Source organism: uncultured Leifsonia sp., from assembly GCF_945957465.1.
In the GTDB taxonomy this organism is placed as follows: Bacteria; Actinomycetota; Actinomycetes; order Actinomycetales; family Microbacteriaceae; genus Leifsonia.
The window spans coordinates 68,500-87,626 of sequence record NZ_CAMFLC010000006.1; the positions used below are offsets into that span (position 1 = coordinate 68,500).

The 19,127-nt window shown below is 71.1% G+C and carries 16 protein-coding genes; 10 read left to right on the top strand and 6 right to left on the bottom strand.

The genetic code is table 11. From position 1 onward, the window contains the following. Nucleotides 1-138 precede the first annotated feature (138 nt). The 3 genes from Q0Q23_RS04935 to Q0Q23_RS04945 all read left to right on the top strand — a co-directional run bounded on the left by Q0Q23_RS04935 (nt 139) and on the right by Q0Q23_RS04945 (nt 6,066). Nucleotides 139-2,880 (top strand): glycoside hydrolase family 97 catalytic domain-containing protein, encoded by a 2,742-nt coding sequence (locus tag Q0Q23_RS04935; protein WP_295120206.1) that lies wholly within the window; start codon nt 139-141, stop codon nt 2,878-2,880. Between the two features lie 82 nt (nt 2,881-2,962). Beyond that, complete coding sequence (locus tag Q0Q23_RS04940) at nt 2,963-4,087, top strand: acyltransferase (protein ID WP_295120208.1); 1,125 nt, start codon at nt 2,963-2,965, stop codon at nt 4,085-4,087. Nucleotides 4,088-4,164: 77 nt separating this feature from the next. Then, complete coding sequence (locus tag Q0Q23_RS04945; protein WP_295120210.1) at nt 4,165-6,066, top strand: transcription antiterminator; 1,902 nt, start codon at nt 4,165-4,167, stop codon at nt 6,064-6,066. A 140-nt stretch (nt 6,067-6,206) separates the two neighbouring features. On the opposite strand, the gene Q0Q23_RS04950 is transcribed toward Q0Q23_RS04945, so the two are convergent. The 4 genes from Q0Q23_RS04950 to nucS all read right to left on the bottom strand — a co-directional run bounded on the left by Q0Q23_RS04950 (nt 6,207) and on the right by nucS (nt 8,549). Further along, on the bottom strand, nt 6,207-6,617 hold the full coding sequence (locus tag Q0Q23_RS04950; RefSeq protein WP_295120213.1) for a hypothetical protein: 411 nt from the start codon (nt 6,615-6,617) through the stop codon (nt 6,207-6,209). Between the two features lie 84 nt (nt 6,618-6,701). After that, nucleotides 6,702-7,397, bottom strand: a complete 696-nt coding sequence (locus Q0Q23_RS04955) for an HAD hydrolase-like protein (RefSeq protein WP_295120216.1) — start codon at nt 7,395-7,397, stop codon at nt 6,702-6,704. A 37-nt stretch (nt 7,398-7,434) separates the two neighbouring features. Then, the gene (locus Q0Q23_RS04960; RefSeq protein WP_295120219.1) at nt 7,435-7,854 is read right to left on the bottom strand and encodes an SseB family protein; all 420 of its coding nucleotides are present in this window, start codon (nt 7,852-7,854) and stop codon (nt 7,435-7,437) included. Then, nucleotides 7,854-8,549 carry an endonuclease NucS gene (gene nucS / locus Q0Q23_RS04965; protein ID WP_295120221.1) on the bottom strand — a complete coding sequence of 232 codons (696 nt, stop codon included), beginning with the start codon at nt 8,547-8,549 and terminating at the stop codon, nt 7,854-7,856. Before nucS ends, Q0Q23_RS04960 begins: the two co-directional genes overlap by 1 nt. A 57-nt stretch (nt 8,550-8,606) precedes the next feature. Here nucS and Q0Q23_RS04970 point away from each other — a divergent pair, with 57 nt between their 5' ends. Next, the gene (locus tag Q0Q23_RS04970) at nt 8,607-9,656 is read left to right on the top strand and encodes a lactonase family protein (RefSeq protein ID WP_295120224.1); all 1,050 of its coding nucleotides are present in this window, start codon (nt 8,607-8,609) and stop codon (nt 9,654-9,656) included. 84 nt (nt 9,657-9,740) lie between these two features. On the opposite strand, the gene Q0Q23_RS04975 is transcribed toward Q0Q23_RS04970, so the two are convergent. Further along, nucleotides 9,741-11,000, bottom strand: a complete 1,260-nt coding sequence (locus Q0Q23_RS04975) for an MFS transporter (RefSeq protein ID WP_295120227.1) — start codon at nt 10,998-11,000, stop codon at nt 9,741-9,743. A 66-nt stretch (nt 11,001-11,066) separates the two neighbouring features. Here Q0Q23_RS04975 and Q0Q23_RS04980 point away from each other — a divergent pair, with 66 nt between their 5' ends. Both Q0Q23_RS04980 and Q0Q23_RS04985 read left to right on the top strand, forming a co-directional pair. Beyond that, nucleotides 11,067-12,137: a LacI family DNA-binding transcriptional regulator gene (locus Q0Q23_RS04980; protein WP_295120230.1), complete on the top strand. Its 1,071-nt coding sequence runs from the start codon at nt 11,067-11,069 to the stop codon at nt 12,135-12,137. Nucleotides 12,138-12,287: 150 nt separating this feature from the next. Then, on the top strand, nt 12,288-13,496 hold the full coding sequence (locus Q0Q23_RS04985) for an amidohydrolase (protein ID WP_295120233.1): 1,209 nt from the start codon (nt 12,288-12,290) through the stop codon (nt 13,494-13,496). Nucleotides 13,497-13,599: 103 nt separating this feature from the next. On the opposite strand, the gene Q0Q23_RS04990 is transcribed toward Q0Q23_RS04985, so the two are convergent. Beyond that, nucleotides 13,600-14,934, bottom strand: a complete 1,335-nt coding sequence (locus tag Q0Q23_RS04990) for an MATE family efflux transporter (RefSeq protein ID WP_295120236.1) — start codon at nt 14,932-14,934, stop codon at nt 13,600-13,602. 74 nt (nt 14,935-15,008) lie between these two features. Here Q0Q23_RS04990 and Q0Q23_RS04995 point away from each other — a divergent pair, with 74 nt between their 5' ends. The 4 genes from Q0Q23_RS04995 (at nt 15,009) to Q0Q23_RS05010 (ending at nt 19,122) form a co-directional block, all read left to right on the top strand. After that, a complete protein-coding gene (locus Q0Q23_RS04995; protein ID WP_295120239.1) occupies nt 15,009-15,638 on the top strand; it encodes a hypothetical protein in 630 nt (209 codons plus the stop codon). Further along, complete coding sequence (locus tag Q0Q23_RS05000) at nt 15,635-16,402, top strand: HNH endonuclease family protein (RefSeq protein WP_295120242.1); 768 nt, start codon at nt 15,635-15,637, stop codon at nt 16,400-16,402. The genes Q0Q23_RS04995 and Q0Q23_RS05000 overlap by 4 nt, the downstream gene beginning before the upstream one ends. 63 nt (nt 16,403-16,465) lie before the next feature. Then, nucleotides 16,466-17,425, top strand: a complete 960-nt coding sequence (locus tag Q0Q23_RS05005) for an ABC transporter ATP-binding protein (RefSeq protein WP_295120245.1) — start codon at nt 16,466-16,468, stop codon at nt 17,423-17,425. Then, nucleotides 17,422-19,122 carry an ABC transporter permease gene (locus tag Q0Q23_RS05010; RefSeq protein ID WP_295120248.1) on the top strand — a complete coding sequence of 567 codons (1,701 nt, stop codon included), beginning with the start codon at nt 17,422-17,424 and terminating at the stop codon, nt 19,120-19,122. The genes Q0Q23_RS05005 and Q0Q23_RS05010 overlap by 4 nt, the downstream gene beginning before the upstream one ends. Nucleotides 19,123-19,127: the final 5 nt, after the last annotated feature.

The window sequence follows — 19,127 nt, forward strand, 5'->3', positions numbered from 1 at the left end:
GGTCCGGTGGATCGTGACCATGCTCGTCCCGCCGCCCGGGTGAGGCCAGCAGCCTTTCTTCCGGGGGTGCGGAAGTGCGTAAGGCGATGCTCGTCATGACATTTAAACATCAAGCATTTATGCCCTAACATGTGAGCCATGACGTCACAGTCCCGCCGTACGACGCTGTCCAGGGTGAGTCGCATCGCTGCGGCCGTCGCCGCAACGCTCGCGCTCGTCGCCACCGGCACAGCGGCCCGCTGGTCCGGCGACCAGGCGCTCGCCGAGGTCCGGTCCGTCGCCTCCGCCGACGGTCGCATCTCGGCCGCGCTGACGACACGACCCGACGGGGGCGTCGGTCTCGCGATCGCCTTCGACGGACGCCCGGTGCTCGACGATGTGCGCCTCGGACTCGTGACCGAGGCGATGGATCTCACGACCGGCCTGACGTTCGAGAGCGCACAGCAGCGCCGGTTCGACCAGGCGTATGTGCCGGGCGCAGCGGTGAACGGCGCCGTCTCGTCGACCACGGACGAACTCGTGGCGGTCTACCGTGGGGGCGCGGCCGGATTGACCATCCACCTCCGGGCGACCTCCGACGGCGTCGCGTTCCGCTACGAAGTGTCGGTTCCCGGCCGTTCGGCGGTCGTCTCCGAGGCCACCGCGTTCGATCTCCACGACGGATCGACCCTGTGGGCGAGCGAGTACGAGCGGAACTACGAGGGCAAGCCGCAGCGCATCGACGCGGCAGGACTGGCCGGCCATCGGCTGGCGATGCCCGCCCTGGTCTCCACTCCGTCCGGGCCCTGGCTGCAACTGACGGAGGCCGACGTGCGGGCCGGCGGGAGCTATCCGGCGGTTCGGCTGGACGCCGGTCCCGGTTCCGGCGGCGTCCTCCGAACAGCCCTGCCCGGGCCGGACTCCGCGGTGTTCGACACGGCGCCCGCGCGGGTGCGCGTGCCGTTCGACGGGTCCCTCGTCACCCCGTGGCGCGTCGTCGGCATCGCCGCCGAGCTCGAGGCGCTCGCCGGGTCGAGCCTGCTCACCGACCTCAACGACGCACCGTCCGGCCAGCTCACGGGAGCGGCGGCGAGCTGGATCAAGCCGGGCGTCTCGCTGTGGCCGTGGTGGGCGTACTCCACGACGGGTGACGGCTACGTCCCGCTGCACCGCGAATACGTGGAGGCGGCCGAGCGCCTCGGGATCCCCTACGTGACGGCGGACTCCGGCTACAGCTCCTGGGACGAGCTGGGGGAGCTCGCCGCTTACGGCGCCTCCCGCGGAGTCGGGATCTTCGCCTGGATGCACCGCAACGAGTTCCGCCGCACGGACGGGACGCTGTTCGACCAGACGGAGATCGACTCCGCGATGACGTCCATCGCCGCGCGTGGCGTCGTCGGGCTCAAGATCGACTTCTTCGACTCCGACCGCGCCGACATCATGCAGTTCTACGACCGGCTCAGCATCGGCGCGGGCCGCGCGAAGCTCATGGTCGACTTCCACGGCTCGACGAAACCGGGCGGCGAGCAGCGGACCTACCCTCACGTCCTCACGAGCGAAGGCGTCGCCGGGGCGGAAGGCTACAAGAACGGCAATCCGGCGTCGGCCCGGGACAACGTCGACCTCGCGCTGGTCCGCGGCCTCGTCGGCGGAGCCGACGCCACACCGGTCGCACTCTCGCTCGGGGCTGCGCTGACGACCCAGGCCCATCAGCTCGCGCTCACCGTCGCTTTCACCTCGGCTCTCACCACGTTGGCCGATTCGCCGGCTGCATACGAGGGCTGGAGCGGCCTGGACGTGCTGCGGTCGCTTCCGACGGTGTGGGACGAGTCCCGCCTGATCGACGCCGCGCCCGACAGCCACGCGGTCTTCGCCCGTCGCTCGGGTCAGACGTGGTACCTCGGGGCGATCTCCGACTCGGCGAAAGAGCTCGCGGTGCCGCTGGGCTTCCTCTCCGCCGGCGGGTACACCGCGACCGTCTACCGCGATGGCGCGCCCGGCGGCCAGCCCATCGTCGAGCAGTCCACCGTCACGGCGGCCGACGCGCTGTCGCTGTCGCTGGCGCTGCACGGAGGCGCGACGGTCGTCCTGAGCCCGGACCCGGCTGAGCGGGCGCGCCTCGGCGGCTCCGGTGCCGACCGGGTGCTCGAGGCCGAGTCGGCGACGATGACCGGTGCTGCGCGGGTCGCGACCTGCGCTTCGTGCTCGGGCGGCGCCAAGGCCGGCTACGTGGGATCGGGCGGGATCGTATTCCGCGATGTCGAGGCCGAGGGGGCGTACACCGCCCGCATCGCCTATCTCTCGGGCGAGCAGCGACCGCTCGCCGTCTCCGTCGACGGCGTGCCCGTCCCGTCGCGGACGGTGGCCGAGTCCGGGCGCGGAAACGGCGAGCCGAGCGGCTGGAACGTCCCGCGGTACGTCGACGTGCCCCTGGAGCTCGGCCCGGGGAAGCACTCCATCGCCCTCTCGGGCGCGAACGGGTACGGTCCCGACATCGACCGGGTGGTCCTGATCCGGAGCTACGAGGCGGAAAGCTCTTCCGCGGTCCGCACCGGTCCAGCCGAGCGCCGGGCGTGCGCCGGCGCGGGGTGCGCGGGTGAGTCGGTCGCGAACATCGGGCAGGGTGGCTCCCTCACCTTCACCGGTGTCACGGCGCACACGGCCGGACTCACGACGGTGGGTATCCGGTACGCCTCGGCTCAGCCCCGCACGGCCGTCGTGCGGGTGAACGGCGGTGCCGAACAGGTCGTGTCCTTCCCGGCCACCGGCGGCTGGGACTCCTGGAGCGTGCGCACCATCCGGCTGGAACTCGCCCCCGGGCGGAACGCCATCTCGATCTCGGCGGAGGCCGACTGGTGGGAGTGGGCACCCGATATCGACGGCATCGACGTCGCCCAGTGAGCGCATCGCGGAACACTGCGGTCCAGTACACATAAGCTGATATTTTTACTCTGAAATGACAGCCGTTTCCAGGAGCCTACGCATGCCGATGCCCATCGACCACGCCGCGCCGACCCTCTCGCGCACACGCACCCGTGATGCGCGCGGGCGCTCCCGGCTGGCGCTCCTCGACATCCTCCGGCTCGCAGCGGCGCTCTCCGTGGTCGCGTACCACTGGCTGTTCTGGGGCATCGAGCACGACGCGATCCACTCGTTCTCCACGACGCCGGTCTCCTGGCTGGCCGCCTACGGCTTCCTGGGCGTCCAGCTGTTCTTCCTCATCAGCGGCTTCGTCATCTTCCTGTCCGCCTCCGGCCGCGAAGCCTCCGCGTTCGCGGCCGGGCGCGCGACGCGGCTGTACCCCGCCTACTGGGCCGGAGTCGCGCTCACCTCGGCGACTCTGCTGCTGACCGCGCAGGCGCAGCCGCTCGACCTGCTGCCGAAGTTCCTGGCCAACCTCACGATGGTGCCCGCCCTCTTCCGCCAGCCGCAGCTCGACGGCGTGTACTGGACGCTCACCCTGGAACTGCAGTTCTACGCGCTGGTCTTCCTCTTCCTCCTGCTGCGCAAGCGGCACTGGCTGGAGACCTTCTTCCCGCTCTGGTCGATCGCGATGCTCGGTACGACGCTCTTCCTGCCGGCTGTCGCCCGCCTGCCGCTCGGGGGCGACCTGTTCACGCTGTTCGCGGGCGGCGCGATCATCGCGATGGTCTCCCGCACGGGGTGGACGGCGTTGCGCGCGGCCGGTCTGCTGGCGAGCGTGATCGGCGGTGTCGTCGCCACCACCCGGCAGGCGGAGGAGTCGGGTGACGCGGCGACCGACCCCATCGTCCTCGGGGTCCTGGTGGTGCTGCTCTTCGCGCTCGTGCTCGTGCTGACGCGGCCGCCGGTCGCCGCGCTGCCGGTGCCGGGGAGCCGGTTCTTCGGGGCCTTGACCTACCCGCTGTACCTCAGCCACGCCGTCTTCGGGTATGCGCTGCTCAACCGGTGGGTGGATCCCGCGATGCCCTGGCCGGGGATCGCCGCGGCCCTGATCGTGGTCCTCGTCGTGTCGACGGCGATCAACCTGCTCGTCGAACGCGTGGCGGCTCCGGTCTGGCGAACGCTGTTCCGGTGGCTGTTCTCGCCCGTCGCGTGGTCGGAGCGGCGGTCCAGCCGAACTTCCTGAGGGGAGGAAATCTGTCGCGGGCGCCTGCGGCAACCGGTGTCGAGTGATTGACTCGGTTCGGAAAGGTGGTCGCGCGGATGGCGCTCTCGGCGAAGCAGACGAGGATGCTCGACATCCTGTCGCGTCGGGCTGCCTGGGTGACGGCGGCGGAGCTGGCCCACGACCTCGGCGTCACCTCCCGCAGCATCCGCAGCTACGCGGCAGCGCTCGGGGAGCTCGTCGAGTCGGGCCCGAACGGCTACCGGGTGAAGGGCGACGCCTATGCGGCGTATCTCGCGGACGCGCCGTCGACGCCTCCCTCCGCCGGGTCGCCGCAGGAACGGCTGGCCTTCCTCGCGCGCCGGCTCCTCGACGAGCCGGACGGAATCGACGTGTACGAGACGGCGGAGAGCCTGTTCGTCAGCGACTCCACGATCGAGGCCGACCTGACCCGCGTGCGCAGCCTCCTCGCCGGCACCGAGCTGGAGCTGGAACGGCACGGCGCCGTCGCGCGTCTCACCGGTCCGGAGATCGCCCGGCGCAAGCTCATCAGCCGGCTGTTCCGCGACGAGGCCCGGCAGGGCGTCGTGGACGTGTCCCGCATCCAGGAGGCGTTCGCATCGGAAGGTCTCGCCGCGTTCAAGTCCGACCTGGTCGAGATGCTCGATGCCCGCGGCTTCTTCGTCAACGAGTACGGCATCAACGACGTACTGCTGCACATGGCCGTGGCGCTCGACCGGGTGGCCAAGGACCGCGTGCTCCCCGCAGCCGGCGTCGCCGACGCGGGGGAGGCGCTGCGCGGCCTCGCCGACGACCTGGGGCGCTTGGTGCGCACACACTTCGACGTCGAGCTCGACGCGACCGAACTGCGCTACCTCGCGATCCTGCTGCGCACGCGCGTCATCGCACCCGGGGCTCGCGCGGACAGCGTCGCGGAGTTCGTCAGCGAGGAAGACCTGGCGAGCGTGCGGGGGATCGTCGCCCGTGCCTCCACCGAGTACCTGGTCGACCTCCGCGACGAGGATTTCATCGTGCGTCTCACCCTGCACGTGCAGAACCTGGTGGCCCGTGCGCACGAGAACACCTACTCGCGCAACCCGCTCACCCGCTCCATCAAGAGCTCGTACCCGATGACGTACGAGCTCGCCGTGTACATCGCGAGCCGGCTTCAGGCCGCCGAGGGCATCGCGGTGAACGACGACGAGATCGCCTACATCGCCATGCACGTCGGCGCGTATCTGGAGCAGCAGTCGCGGCGGCGGGACGCGGTGCGCACCGCAGTGGTGTGCCCCAACTACTACGACATGCACATCCTCCTGCGTGAGAAGCTCGAGAGCACCCTCGGCGACGAGCTCGACATCGTGAGCATCATCACCTCCACCGACGCCGACTGGTCGGGGATCGATGCGGACCTGGTGCTGACGACCATCGATCCGCGCGGGCGGCGCGAGAACACCGTGATCGTGCAGCCGTTCCTGACCGAGACCGACGTGGAGCACATCCGGCAGTCGGTTGCGCGCATCCGCAGGCAGCGCCGTCGCGCCGGGATCAAGAACGAGCTGCTCGAGTACTTCGACGAGAGCCTCTTCCTGCGCAACTTCTACGCGCGCGATGCGATCACCATGATCCGTGCCCTCGGCGACCGGATGATCGCGGCCGGCGCGATCGGGAGCGACTACGTCGAGCAAGCGGTGGAGCGGGAGCAGATGTCCTCCACGGCGTTCACCGACACCCTCGCGGTGCCGCACGCGATGACGATGGACGCCAAGCGCACGGCCATCGCGATCGTGGTCAACGACACGGCGATGGACTGGGGCGACGCCCGCGTGAATGTGATCGCCTTCATCGCATTCTCTGAGGGCGGTCGCGCGGCCTTCCAGACGGTGTTCGATCAGTTCGTGGAGGTCTTCTCCGATCGGGAGGCCGTGCTCGGCCTGATCCGCCGCGCCGACACCTTCACTGCGTTCATCGACGAGCTCGTCCGCATCATCGACGCCTGACCGCCGCGCTCGGCGCGGTATTCGTCACGAATGTCGCGATTCGTGGCACGAAACGCGCGATTCGTCACGAATGTGGGCCTCCCGAACGCGAAAGACCGCCGGGCACGCGGAGTGCGTGCCCGGCGGTCCGGATGGCGCGGTCAGTTGGCGGTGACGATGTACGTCACGGCCACGCCGGGAGTGCCCACGGCGACGGTGTACTTCGCGTTCGCGTACACGGCCTTGCTGTCGGTCGCGCCGGGCTGGACGGTGTAGCCGGCCTTCTCGAGAGCGGCCTTCGCGTCGGCGAAGCCGCTCTTGTCCTTCGGCTGCACGGTGACGGACCAGCCGTCGTTGTGGTCGCCGTTGGCGACGATGATCGTGCCGTCGACGAGCGGGACGTCCGACTTCGGGAAGTCGGACGGAAGCGACTTGGAGGCCGCCTCCGGCGAGGCCGTCGCCGTCGGCGACGAACTCGAACCGCTCCCGTCACCGGAGCAACCGGTCAGCGAGGCGATGGCGAGAGCCGCGACGATGGCGGCGGGGACGAGCAATTTACTGTTGGTGCGCATGATTCTTCCTAGTGCTGTACGCGGTGCGGTAATGCAACACTCAAGCCTAATGCGCGACCTCCGACGCCCTCAGCCGGGGGCGGGTCACCCCAGCAGCAGTGCGCTGAGCTGGTCCGCCGAGTGGACCACCGCGATCGCGCCCGCCGCCTCCGCGGGGGACCCGTAGCCCCACTCCACGAGGATGGTGGGCAGGCCGTGCTCGCCCGCGCCCTCCACGTCGTACTGGCGGTCGCCCACCATGACGGTGTGGTCGAGGGCGACGCCGCGCTCGGCCAGGCGACGAAGCGCCTCGGCGACCACGTCGGCCTTGGCGCTACGGCTTTCGTCGTCGGTCGCTCCTGCGATGACGTCGAAGTACTGGGCGAGTCCGAAGTGCTCCAGGATGCGCGTGGCCTGGGTCTCCGGTTTGCTGGTGGCGACGGCGAGCGGGATGCCCGCCGCCTGGAGGCGCTGCAGGAGGCCGCGGATGCCGGGGAAGACGGCGCTGTCGAAGGCGCCGTGGGTCGCGTAGTCGGCTCGGTAGACGGTGAGGGCGGCACGCGCTCCCGGTTCGTCGAAGCCGGCCATCGACTGCAGCGAATCGAGCAGCGGAGGGCCGACGTATTCGACGAGTTCGGCCGGGGTCGGCACGGGCAGGCCGAGGGTCTCGAAGGTCCGCGCGAGCGAGGCGGTGATCCCGGGCGCCGAGTCGGTGAGGGTGCCGTCGAGGTCGAACAGCACGCACGTCCAGGTGCGTGCGACCGTCGGCGTCGACGAAGTGGTGGTGGTCGGGTTGGTCATAGCGGTCCTATGGTATGTGACGTATTCGCGAGCGGCGTCAGTGGTCGCTGAGAGCGGACTCGACGTGCGAGCGGGCGACGACCATCGTGTGGGCGGCCCCTGGGTCGAACTGCACCGCGACGAAGTCCGCGTTGCGGATGTAGCCGAGAGCCTCTGCGGCCGGCACGATCACCGCCTGCACTCTGGTGCCCTTGCCTCCCGCCCCGCCGACGGCGTTGCGCAGTGCCTTCATCGACGTGAACAGCGGGAGGACCGGCTCGCCCGCGGTCGATCGGATGGTGCGCAGCCGGACTTCGTCGGGTGTCGAACCGGTGACGTCGACGACGAGGCCGCCCTTCGTCGCCGCACCGAGCAGCGCCTCCAGGTTCTCGAGCGTCGGCTCCTTCGCGATGTCGGCGAGAGCCTTGCGGACCGGAGCGTTCTCGTAGCTCTGCGGGAAGCGACCAGGGGCGGCCATCAGAACAGCCTCGATTCGCTGTCGTCGAGGCCGCGCATGGCGTCGTAGTCGAGGACCAGGCAGCGGATCCCGCGGTCTTCGGCCAGCGTGCGGGCCTGGGGTTTGATCTCCTGTGCGGCGAACACGCCGCTCACCGGAGCGAGCAGCGGGTCGCGGTTCATCAGTTCGAGGTAGCGGGTCAGCTGCTCGACCCCGTCGATGTCGCCACGGCGCTTGAGTTCGACGGCGACGGACGCGCCGCGCCCGTCCCTGGCCAGGATGTCCACCGGACCGATCGCCGTCATGTACTCGCGGCGCACGAGCACGTGGCCGTCGCCGAGGAGGTGGATCTGCTCGGCCAGAAGCTTCTGCAGGTGCGCCTCCACCCCGTCCTTCTGCAGCCCCGGATCGATGCCGAGATCGTGAGCCGAGTCGTGCAGCACCTCGTGGATCGACACGATGAGGAGGTCGGCGGTCTTCGCCTGGGTGACCCGCCACACCTGCGTGATGCCGGCCTCCCGCTGCAGCTCGTCCGGCTCGTCGATCGTGATCGTGCAGGGCGGGCTCATCCAGTTGAGCGGCTTGTACGAGCCGCCGTCGGAGTGGACCAGCAGGCTGCCGTCGGCCTTCAGCATCAGGAGTCGCTTGGCAAGGGGGAGGTGAGCGCTCAGTCGCCCGGCGTAGTCGACGGAGCAGTTGGCAATCACGAGGCGCACCGGTCAAGTGTACGGTGCCCCACGCCTGCCCGCCCGGCCTGCTGGCAGGATGATGGCATGGCTCACGACCTCGTCATCGGCACGTACACGCAGCGACTCGGGCACGTCGACGGGCACGCGGACGGCCTGCTCTCCGCCCGGTTCGACGGGGATGCCGTCGTCGACGTCGCTGTCGCGGCACGCGTACCCAATCCGTCGTGGGTCGCTGTCGCGGGCGATGGCGCACGGGTCTACGCGGTGGAGGAGACCGGCCCGGACGGCGGCGTCGCAGCCTTCGCGCGAGGCTCGGACGGGCGACTCCAGCCGCTCGGTCGGGTGTCGAGCGGAGGTGATTCGCCTGCGCACCTGACGGTGCACCCGTCAGGCCGGCTGCTGGCGACCGGCACCTATGTCGGCGGTACCGTCTCGGTCTTCGAGCTGTCCGGCGACGGCTCCATCGGCGAGCGGACCGCATTCGTCCAGCACGAGGGGCGCGGCCCCGACCCGGCCCGGCAGGATGCGCCGCACGTGCACCAGCTCGTGATCGATCCCGTCACCGGCGACCTGGTGGTCGTGGACCTCGGGCTCGGCGACGTGCGCTGGTATGCGCTGTCGGAGTCGGGCGGGCTCTCGCTGCGGCCCGAGGCGACGGTCACGGTCGGTGCGTCCGGTCCCCGTCACCTGGCGTTCCATCCCGATGGGCGGCACGCATTCCTCGTGAACGAGCTCGACAGCACCCTCACCCTGCTGCGGCGCGACGGCGACCGCTTCGAGCAGGTGGCGTCGCTCGGCACGCGCGGCCCTGCTGCCGAGAACGGCGGCAATCTGACCGCGGCGGTGCGCGTGACCGGCGACGGGCGGACGGTGCTGGTGACCAACCGCGGCGACGACAGCATCGGAGTGTTCGCGTTCGATGCCTCCGGCTCCGCGCTCGAATTCGTGCGGGCCGTGCCGGTGGGAGGCCGCACCCCGCGCGACCTGGTCGTCGCACCCGGTGGCGATCGGGTGCTCGCCGCCTGTCAGGACAGCGACGAGGTCGTGGTCTTCGCCTTCGACGCGGCCTCCCGCACGCTCGACCGGCTCGGTGCGTCGCGCGTGCCGACCCCGGTCTGCCTCGCGTTCGTGTAGGCGTCGGCGTTCGCGAGGCGGCGCACTGTCCGCCGTCTGGGCGCCCTTCGGCCGATTTCGCGCCGTCTCGGCGCCGCGACGAGGCTACTCGGCGGCCGGGGCGACCGAGCGGGCCCGGCGCTCGGCGAGCGGGCGCACGGCGGGTGCCGCCAGGAACGAGGCGACCAGCAGCACGAGGATGAGGTAGAGCGCGTTCAGGAGGCCGAACTCCTTGCCGAGGAAGCCGATGAGCGGCGGCCCCACGAGGAAGGCGCAATAGCCGATGATGGCGACGGCAGAGACGCGGGCCGCCGGGTTGTCCTGCCCCTCCGAGGCTGCCGACATCCCGAGCGGGAAGCCGAGCGAGACGCCGAAGCCCCAGAGCACGGTGCCGATCACGACCACCCAGAGCGGGCCTCCGAGGATGAACAGCAGCAACCCCGCCACGCCCAGGGCCGCCGTCATCCGGATGGCCGTGACGCGGCCCACCCGATCGACGATCGGGCCGCCGAGCACGCGGCCCAGTGTCATCGCCGCGACGAAGAAGCCGAAGACCACGGCGCCGGTGGAGTTCTGCTGGCCGTGGCCGTCGACGGTCGCCAATGCGATCCAGTCGTTCGCCGACCCCTCCCCGAACGCCATGCCCAGCATGACCACGCCGATCAGGATGAGACGCCAGTCCGCCCACACCGCGAGGGAGGCGCGCAGCCGCTGCGCGAACGGCAGACGCGGCTGCGCCTCGGTCTCGTCGCCGAGCTCGGCCTCGCGCGGGATGAACCGGATGGCGACGAGCGCCACGGCCACCATCAGCACAGCGATCACCGCGAGATGCCACGACACCGCGATGTGGAGGGCCGCCGCTGCCGCGCCGATCCCCGCGCCGAGCACGGTGCCGAAACTGAAGAAGGCGTGCATGAGCGGCATCAGCGTCTTGCCGATCTCGCGCTCGACCGCCGTGCCCTCGACGTTCATCATCACGTCCACCATCCCGTTGCCGAAGCCGAGCAGGACCAGGCCGATGGCGACGAACGGGACGGCGTGGAAGACGCTGGAGCCGAACCCGATGAGGAGGGTGCCGGCCGCCACGATCACGAGGCTGCCGACCATGCCCTGGTGCGGCCCGAACCGCACCAGCACCAGGGAGGACACCGAGAGCCCGATGATCGCGCCGATCGACATCCCGAGGATGAGCAGGCCGACGGCCGACGGGTCGCGGCCGAGCCCGAGGTCGTCGCGCACGCCGGGGATCCGGGCGACCCAGGTGGCCATCGCGAGCCCGCTCAGGATGAAGATGACGAACACCGCGTTGCGCCAGGCACGCAGCTCACGGCGCGAACGGGTCGTCGTCGGGGTCGGCTGTGACATCGGCATTCCTGGTGAATTCGGCACTCGAATCGTTTCGATCGAAACGATTCGACTAAGCTACCACACGTGAACGACAGCAGCACACCCCTCCTGGGACCCCGGCCGACACTGGCCGCGGTCGCCCGGCTGGCGGGTGTCTCCAACTCCACCGCCTCCCTGGCGTTCTCCGGCACGGGGCCGGTCTCGGACGCCACCCGCGAGCGCGTGCTCGAGGCCGCCAAGCAGCTCAACTACGCCGGCCCCGATCCGCGCGCCCGCTCGCTGCGGCGCGGCCGTTCCGGCATCGTCGGGGTCGTCATGGAGGAGCGCGTCGGCGACGCGTTCCGCGACCCCATCAAGATCGCCCTGCTCGACGGCATCTCCGACGAGATCGCCGCGGTCGACGCGGGACTGCTGATCCTGACCGACGCGGGCGAGACGGCGCAGCGCATCGAGGACGCCCCGATGGACGCGGTGGTGCTGGTCGGCTGCAGCCCACGCCTCGACGAGTCGGTGGCCATGCTGCGGCAGCGCGGCATCCCCCTGGTCGCGATCGAGGGCGGTCCGTCCGACGATGTGCCGTCGATCGGCCAGGACAACCGGGAGGCCACCCGGCTGGCCGCCCAGCACCTCCGCGACCTGGGCCACCGCGACGTCGCCATCGTCGCCCTCCCGCTGACGCGCGACCGCGCCCGAGGGCCGCTCACGGCCGAGAACGTCAGCCACAGCAGCTCGACCACGGCCAACGAACGTCTCGCCGGCGCGCGCGACGTCTTCCCCGAGGCCGGCGGGTGGATGACGCGCGGCTCCTTCGTCGAGGAGGGCCGGATCGCCGGCACGGCGCTGCTCAGCGACCCCGCCCATCGGCCGACCGCCGTCATCGCGCAGAGCGACCTGCTCGCCGCGGGAGTGATCCGCGCGGCCGAGGAGCTCGGGCTGACCGTGCCGGGAGACGTCAGCGTCGTCGGCTTCGACGGCGTGCGCGTCGACGGCCTGTGGCCCTACGACCTGACCACGCTCGTCCAGCCCGCCGTCGACAAGGGACGTGCCGCCGGCCACGCGATCGTCGAGATGCTCGAAGGTCGCGTCCCGCGCCCAGCCTCGTTCACGAGCGAGTTCCACCGCGGCAACACGACCGCGGAGCCGCGCCGGGCGTAGCCGCGCCGCGGCGCCGCCGCGCGCTGCGTCCGTGGTCAGCGGAGGAGATCCTTCCCGCATGCTCGCCAGTTCCTCCGTTGCCTGCGATTCCTGAGGCCCGCGCCGCCGATCTCCTCCGTAGGCCGCACCGCGCGCACATAAGGTGGACCCATGGATCTCGAAGCCCTGTACCGCGACCTGCACGCCCACCCCGAGCTCTCGTTCGAGGAGCACCGCACCGCCGGCATCGTCGCGGAGCAGCTGGCCGCGCTCGGCCTCGAGGTGCACACGGGGATCGCCCGGACCGGTGTCGCGGGTGTGCTCCGCAACGGCGATGGACCGACGGTGCTGCTGCGCGCCGACATGGACGGTCTGCCCGTGCTCGAGCAGACCGGACTGCCCTGGGCGTCCACCGCGACGGCACCGGGCGACGACGGGCATCCCGTGCCGGTCATGCATGCGTGCGGCCACGACATCCACATCACCTGCCTGCTCGGCGCCGTCGAGCAGCTCGTCGCGACCTCCGACGACTGGTCGGGCACCGTCGTCGCGGTGTTCCAGCCTGCCGAGGAGCACGGCGGCGGCGCCGAGGTCATGGTGCAGGACGGTCTCTACACCACCGTGCCGCTGCCCGACGTCGTGCTCGGCCAGCATGTGACGCCGTTCCCCGCCGGCATGGTCGGCGCGCACCCCGGAGCGGCGATGGCGGCGGTCGACGCCTTCGAGGTGACGCTGCACGGCCGCGGCGGCCACGGATCGCGCCCGGAGACGACCATCGACCCGGTCGTGATGGCCGCTGCGGCGGTCATGCGGCTGCAGGGCGTCGTGTCACGCGAGATCGCGCCTCAGGACACCGCGGTCGTGACGGTCGGGACGCTCCACGCCGGGACGAAGAACAACATCATCGCACCGTCCGCGACGCTGGGGATCAGCGTGCGCAGCTTCGACGAGACGGTCCGCAGCCGGGTGCTGGAGGGAGTGGATCGCATCCTCCGCGCCGAGATGCAGGCGAGCGGATCGCCGCACGAGCCGACGGTCGAGTGGGGCGAGCGCTACCCCGTCACCGTCAATGACGTGGAGGCCACCGCGCGGGTCAACGCGGCTTTCGCCGCGGAGTTCGGCGCGGAGGCCGTGCTCGAGCCCGGTGCGCTCTCCGGTAGCGAGGATGTCGGCAACCTGGCCACGGCCGCGGGCGTCCCCCTGGTGTACTGGCTTCTCGGGGGCGGTGACCCCGAGGTCGTGCGCGCAGCGATGGCGGCGGGCACGGTCGACACGGACATCCCGTCGAATCACTCGCCGTTCTTCGCGCCGCTGGCCCAGCCGACCATCGACACCGGTGTCCGCGCGCTCGTGGTGGCGGCCCGCGAGTGGCTGGCCTGACGCGAGATTCGTGACGAATGTCGCGATTCGTGCCACGAAAGTGGCGATTCGTGACGAATGTGCGGCGGCGGGACGGCGGTGAGCGACCGCATGAGGGGCGGCGCTAGCGTTCGGCGCCGGGTCGCATCCAGGCCCGGCCGCGGGCGCGGAGGCCGAGCGTGAGCGCCCGCGCACCGAGGTAGCCGAACGCGAAGGCGGCGGTCAGCGCCGCCAAGCCTCCGGCGTCGTGCGAGCCCCACGCGACGACGGCCAGGGCGAGCGGCGCGAAGACCGCCACGTTGAGCGCGCCGGTCAGCGCCAGGTAGCGCGCGTCGCCGGCCCCGATGAGCACGCCGTCGAGCACGAAGACGTACCCACCGAGCGGAGCGCTCGCGCCGATGACGGCGAGAGCGGGAGGCAGTAGAGCCGCGACCGTGGAGTCGCTCGTGAAGAGTCCCGCCGCGATCGGGCTGAGCACGACGGTCACGGCCCCGAGCACCGCTCCGGCCCCGACCCCCCACTGCACGCAGCGGCGGAGCACCTCGCGGACGTCCGCCAGCTCGCCCGCGCCGAGCCCCTTGCCCACCAGTGCCTGCGCGGCGATCGCGAGCGCGTCGAGGGCGAACGCGAGCGTGGCGAAGACGGTCATCCCCACCTGGAACGCCGCGAGCTCGTCCGGGCCCAGCCGGGTCGCAGCGAAGACCGCCAGCAGCATGGCCGCCCGCAGGCTCGCGGTGCGCAGGAACAGCCAGCCTCCCGCGCGCGCCGTGCGGCCGATGCCGCCGTTGTGCGGGAGGAGCGGAGCGCCGACACGGCGCGCGTGGCGCACCACGATCAGCGCGTAGACCGCGACCATCGCCCACTGCGCCGCGACCGTCCCGAGCGCCGATCCGGCGATGCCCAGACCGGCCCCGTAGATGAAGACGAAGTTCAGGATGATGTTCGCCCCGAACCCGCCGACCGCGACCACGAGCGGCGTCCGGGTGTCCTGCAGGCCGCGCAGGAGTCCGGTCGTGGCGAAGACGAGCAGCATGGCCGGGAGGCCGAGCATCGACAGCGTGAGATAGGTCGTCGCCTCGGCCGTGACCGCCGGCCCGGCGCCGAACAGCCCGACGAGCAGCGGCGAGGCGAACCAGCCGGCGGCGGCCAGGACGATCCCCAGGGCCAGTGCGAGCCAGCTGCCGTCAACGCCCGCGGCGACGGCGCCGCGTTCATCCCCGGCGCCGAGCCGTCGGGCGACCGCGGGCGTGGTCGAGTAGGCGAGGAACACCATCAGTCCGACGATCGTCTGCAGCACGGCGCTCGCGATGCCGAGGCCGGCCAGCGGCGCGACGCCGAGATGCCCGACCATCGCCGAGTCGGCGAGCAGGAAGAGCGGCTCGGCGACGAGCGCTCCGAGAGCCGGCACGGCGAGGCGCAGGATCTCGCGGTCGAGCGGGCGGCGGAGGCGGAGGTTCACGGCTCGACAACGCTACCGTGCACCCCCGACGTGTCGCGGCCCCCGGTGTCGGAGGCCCTTCTTACAGTGGAGTCATGAGCCACCTGATGCCGGAACTGCTGTCGACCTGGTCCTGGCGTCTCGATCGCGTCCGCAACGGTCGCACGGTGCTCACGAAGGGGCAGGCGGCCTCCGCGCGCACCGACCTGGCCCACGATCGTTCCGCGCATCCGTCCGATTACGCCGGGTATGAAGAGGAGTACGCGTCGGCCGTCGAGGCGCTCGACGTGCTGGCGCAGCAGGCCAACCGCACCGACGACCTCCTGGCGGTGCTCCGCGCCGAACGGCGCACGAGCGACCAGCCGCCTGCGCGCGAGCGTTACGCGACGGCTCCCGACAGTGCGGGAGTGCCGCGCACGTCCCTCGCCGCCGAGCACGACCGCGTGCCCGCAGGGCTTCCGGAGGCCCTCGACGAGTGGGTGCACCGGCTGATCCGGTATCGCGGCGGCGCCAAGGTCATCGCGCCCATCGAGGCGGCCCGGGCCGAGATCCGGCTGCGCAACGAGGCCGACCTTCATCCGGGTGCCTATCGCAACGCGGCGGCGGCGCCGTTCTTCGGGCGCGTGATGCGCGAGCTCGGTGAGATCGCGACGGCGCAGCGCCCCGGCGTCCACGTGTCGCGACGCGGGCTGCACCGTGGGCTCGCCGACGACTCGTTCCTGTGACGCGCTCGCGCGTGCGCGGTCGTCGCACGGCTCCCTGGCCGGTGGTCGCGGTCGCCCTGGTGCTCGCGATCGCGGGCGCGGGAGGCTACGCGGCCCTGACCCGCGTGACGGCAGACGGCGGCACTGCCGCATCGGTCGCAGACGACGCCGCGAGCAGTGCGCCGTCCGCAGCGGCGCCGGCCGGCTCTCGGTCGGCCTCCGGCCTCCTCGATGCGGCAGCGGCACGAGTCGCCCTCGCCGCCCTGCCGGTCAAGGGCCGCGCGCCTGCCACCGGGTACGACCGCGTGGCGAAGTTCGGCCAGGCCTGGCTCGACGTCGACCGCAACGGCTGCGACACCCGCGACGACATCCTGGCCCGCGACCTCTCCGGCGTCACGCGCCGGGCGGACTGCCGGGTGCTCAGCGGCACGCTGGCCGACCCGTATACGGGCGCGACCATCGTCTTCACGCGCGGGCAGGAGACGTCGGCCCGGGTGCAGATCGACCACGTCGTGGCCCTCCTCGACGCCTGGGAGACCGGTGCGCAGTCGCTGAGTCAGGAGAGACGGGTCGAGCTGGCGAACGACCCGCTCGAACTCCTGGCCGTGGACGGTCGCGCCAACCAGGCGAAGGGCGCGGGGGATGCGGCCACCTGGTTGCCGCCCGCTGCGGGGTTCCGCTGCGAGTACGCCGCCCGTCAGGTCAGCGTCAAGACGAAGTACGGACTGTGGGTCAAGCCGGCGGAGAAGGCGGCGCTCGATCGCGTCCTCGCACGGTGCCGATAGACATGCGTAAAGAAGTCGTTAGCAGTTTTCACAAATTACTGAATTAAGCGTATAGTCCCGCCTATGAGCACAGTGATTGAGGCCTCGGGCCTCGAGAAGCGATTCGGCCGGGTGCGGGCCCTCGACGGACTCGACCTCGCCGTCACCGAAGGAGAGGTCCACGGTTTCCTCGGGCCGAACGGCGCGGGAAAATCCACCACCATCCGCATCCTGCTGGGCCTGGCCCGCTCGAACGGGGGAAGCGCGCGCGTCTTCGGCAGCGATCCGTGGCGCGACGCGGTCGCGCTGCACCGACGCATCGCGTACGTCCCGGGCGATGTCAGCCTCTGGCCCAATCTCTCCGGCGGAGAGGCGATCGACCTGCTCGCGCGTCTGCGAGGAGGCACGGCCGACAAGAGCGCGTACGCCGAGCGCAAGAAGCGGCTCGTCGAGGTCTTCCAGCTCGACCCCACCAAGAAGGGGCGCGCCTACTCGAAGGGTAACCGCCAGAAGGTCGCGCTCGTGGCCGCGTTCGCCACCCCCGCCGACCTCTACATCCTCGACGAGCCGACCAGCGGGCTCGACCCGCTGATGGAGGCCACGTTCAACGCCGAGATCGCGCGTATCGCGCGTGACGGTGCGACCGTGCTGCTCTCGAGCCACATCCTGTCGGAGGTCGAGCAGCTCTGCGACCGCGTGAGCATCATCCGTGCGGGCACGACCGTCGAGTCCGGCACACTCGAACAATTGCGTCACCTCACGCGTACCGAGATCTCGTTCGCGGCCGACAGCGTCTCGCAGGAACAGCTCGCCGGCATCCCGGACGCACACGATCTGCGCGTCGTCAACGGCCGCGTGAGGTTCACGGCCGACAGCGACGCCCTCGCGCCGGTGCTCGCCGTCCTCGCCGCGCTCGATGCCAAGAGCCTGACGGTCGCTCCGCCGTCGCTCGAGGAGCTCTTCCTCCGGCACTACGGCGACGAGCTCGCCGCCGTCGAGCAGCCCCACGCGGATCGCGGTCGGGAGGGGGCGAAGGCACGATGAGCGCCACCGCCACCGACCGTGCGACCGCCCGCTCGGGAGGCCGCTCCGTCGCGCCCGCGCGCCGCCGAGGTGCGACCATGCGGGTCCTGCTCCGGCAGCGACTGCGGCGTGACCGCTGGCAGCTGCTGATCTGGATCCTGAGCATCGCTTTCCTCGCGCTGTTCTCGGCCGCCAGCATCGAGCAGACCTACGGCTCGGCGTCCGGCCGTGCCGAACTGATCCGGCTCGCGATCGCGAACCCGACCGTGCTCGTGCTGCGCGGCCTTCCCCAGGGGACCGGGCTCGCCGCGGTCACCTTCTTCGAGATCTACACTTTCCTCGCGCTGCTCGCGGGCCTGATGAACACGTTCCTGGCCGTGCGGCACTCCCGCGCAGAGGAGGAGTCCGGTCGTGCCGAGCTCGTGGGCTCGACGCCGGCGGCCCGGCTCCTGCCGACAGTCGCCACTGTCGTGCACGGTGTCGTCGCCGACATCGCGCTGGCTCTGGCCACAGCGCTCGGCTTCATCGCCGCCGGGCTCCCGGTCTACGGATCGTTCATCGCGGGTGCCGCCGTCGGCGGAGCCGGCATCGCGTTCCTCGCTGTCGGGCTCCTGCTCTCGCAGGTCATGACCACCTCCCGCGGAGCGAACGGCTACGCCGCCGCGATCGTGGTGGCCGCCTGGGCGCTCCGCGGGATCGGCGACGCGATCGGAACCGTGACGAGCACGGGCACCACGATGGTGTCGGGATGGCCGACCTGGCTCAGCCCGATCGGCTGGGGCGAGCAGTTCTCGCCGTATGAGCAGAACGATTGGTGGCCTCTGCTCCTGCAGCTCGGTTTCGCAGCCGTGCTCATCGCCGGTGTGTTCGGCCTGCAGACCGTCCGCGACTCCGGCGCCGGAATCGTGCCGGAGCGCGCGGGTCGGCGCACTGCCCTCCCGATGCTGAACGGACCGCTCGGGCTGGCCTGGCGCCTCCAGTGGCCGATCATCGTCGGCTGGGCGGTCGGCGGTCTGCTCACCGGTGTGCTGGCGGGTGCGCTCGGGAGCGTGGTGAGCTCGTCGATCGCCTCCGACCCCAACCTGTCGAACATCCGCGACGCCGTCGCCCATCTGGGCGCGGGCGGATCTGGTCCGCTGACCGCGCTGTTCCTCTCGGCCATCATGTCCATCGTCGGCGTCCTTGCCGCCGCGTGCGCTGTCCAGGCGGTGATCCGGCTGCGGCAGGAAGAGGTGAGCGGCTCCGCCGAAGTGATGATGGCGACGCCGGTCTCGCGGGTGCGGTGGCTGCTCGAGTTCGTCCTGGTCGGATTGTTCGCGATCGCGCTCGTGCTGGTCGCGGCCGCTCTCGCCGCCGGACTGTCGGCCGTGGCGGCGGGGGAGAAGGCGTCGACCTTCAATGACGCCTTCGCCGCCGCGGCCGCTCAGTTCCCGGTCGCGCTGGTCTACCTCGGTGTGCTGACGCTGATCTTCGTGCTGCTGCCGAGCTGGACCGTCCCGGTCGGCTGGGCCGCGCTCGGCGCGGGGGCCTTCATCGGCATCTTCGGCGCGCTCATCAAGCTGCCCGATTGGCTGCGGCACGTGTCGCCGTTCGCTGACGCACCGGTCGTCGTCGGAAAAGTCGATTGGACCGGGGGATACTGGATGTTCGGCATCGCGCTGGTCGCGCTCGCCGCTTCGGCGATGCTCATCCGTCGCCGGGACTTCGCGATCGGTTAGGAGGC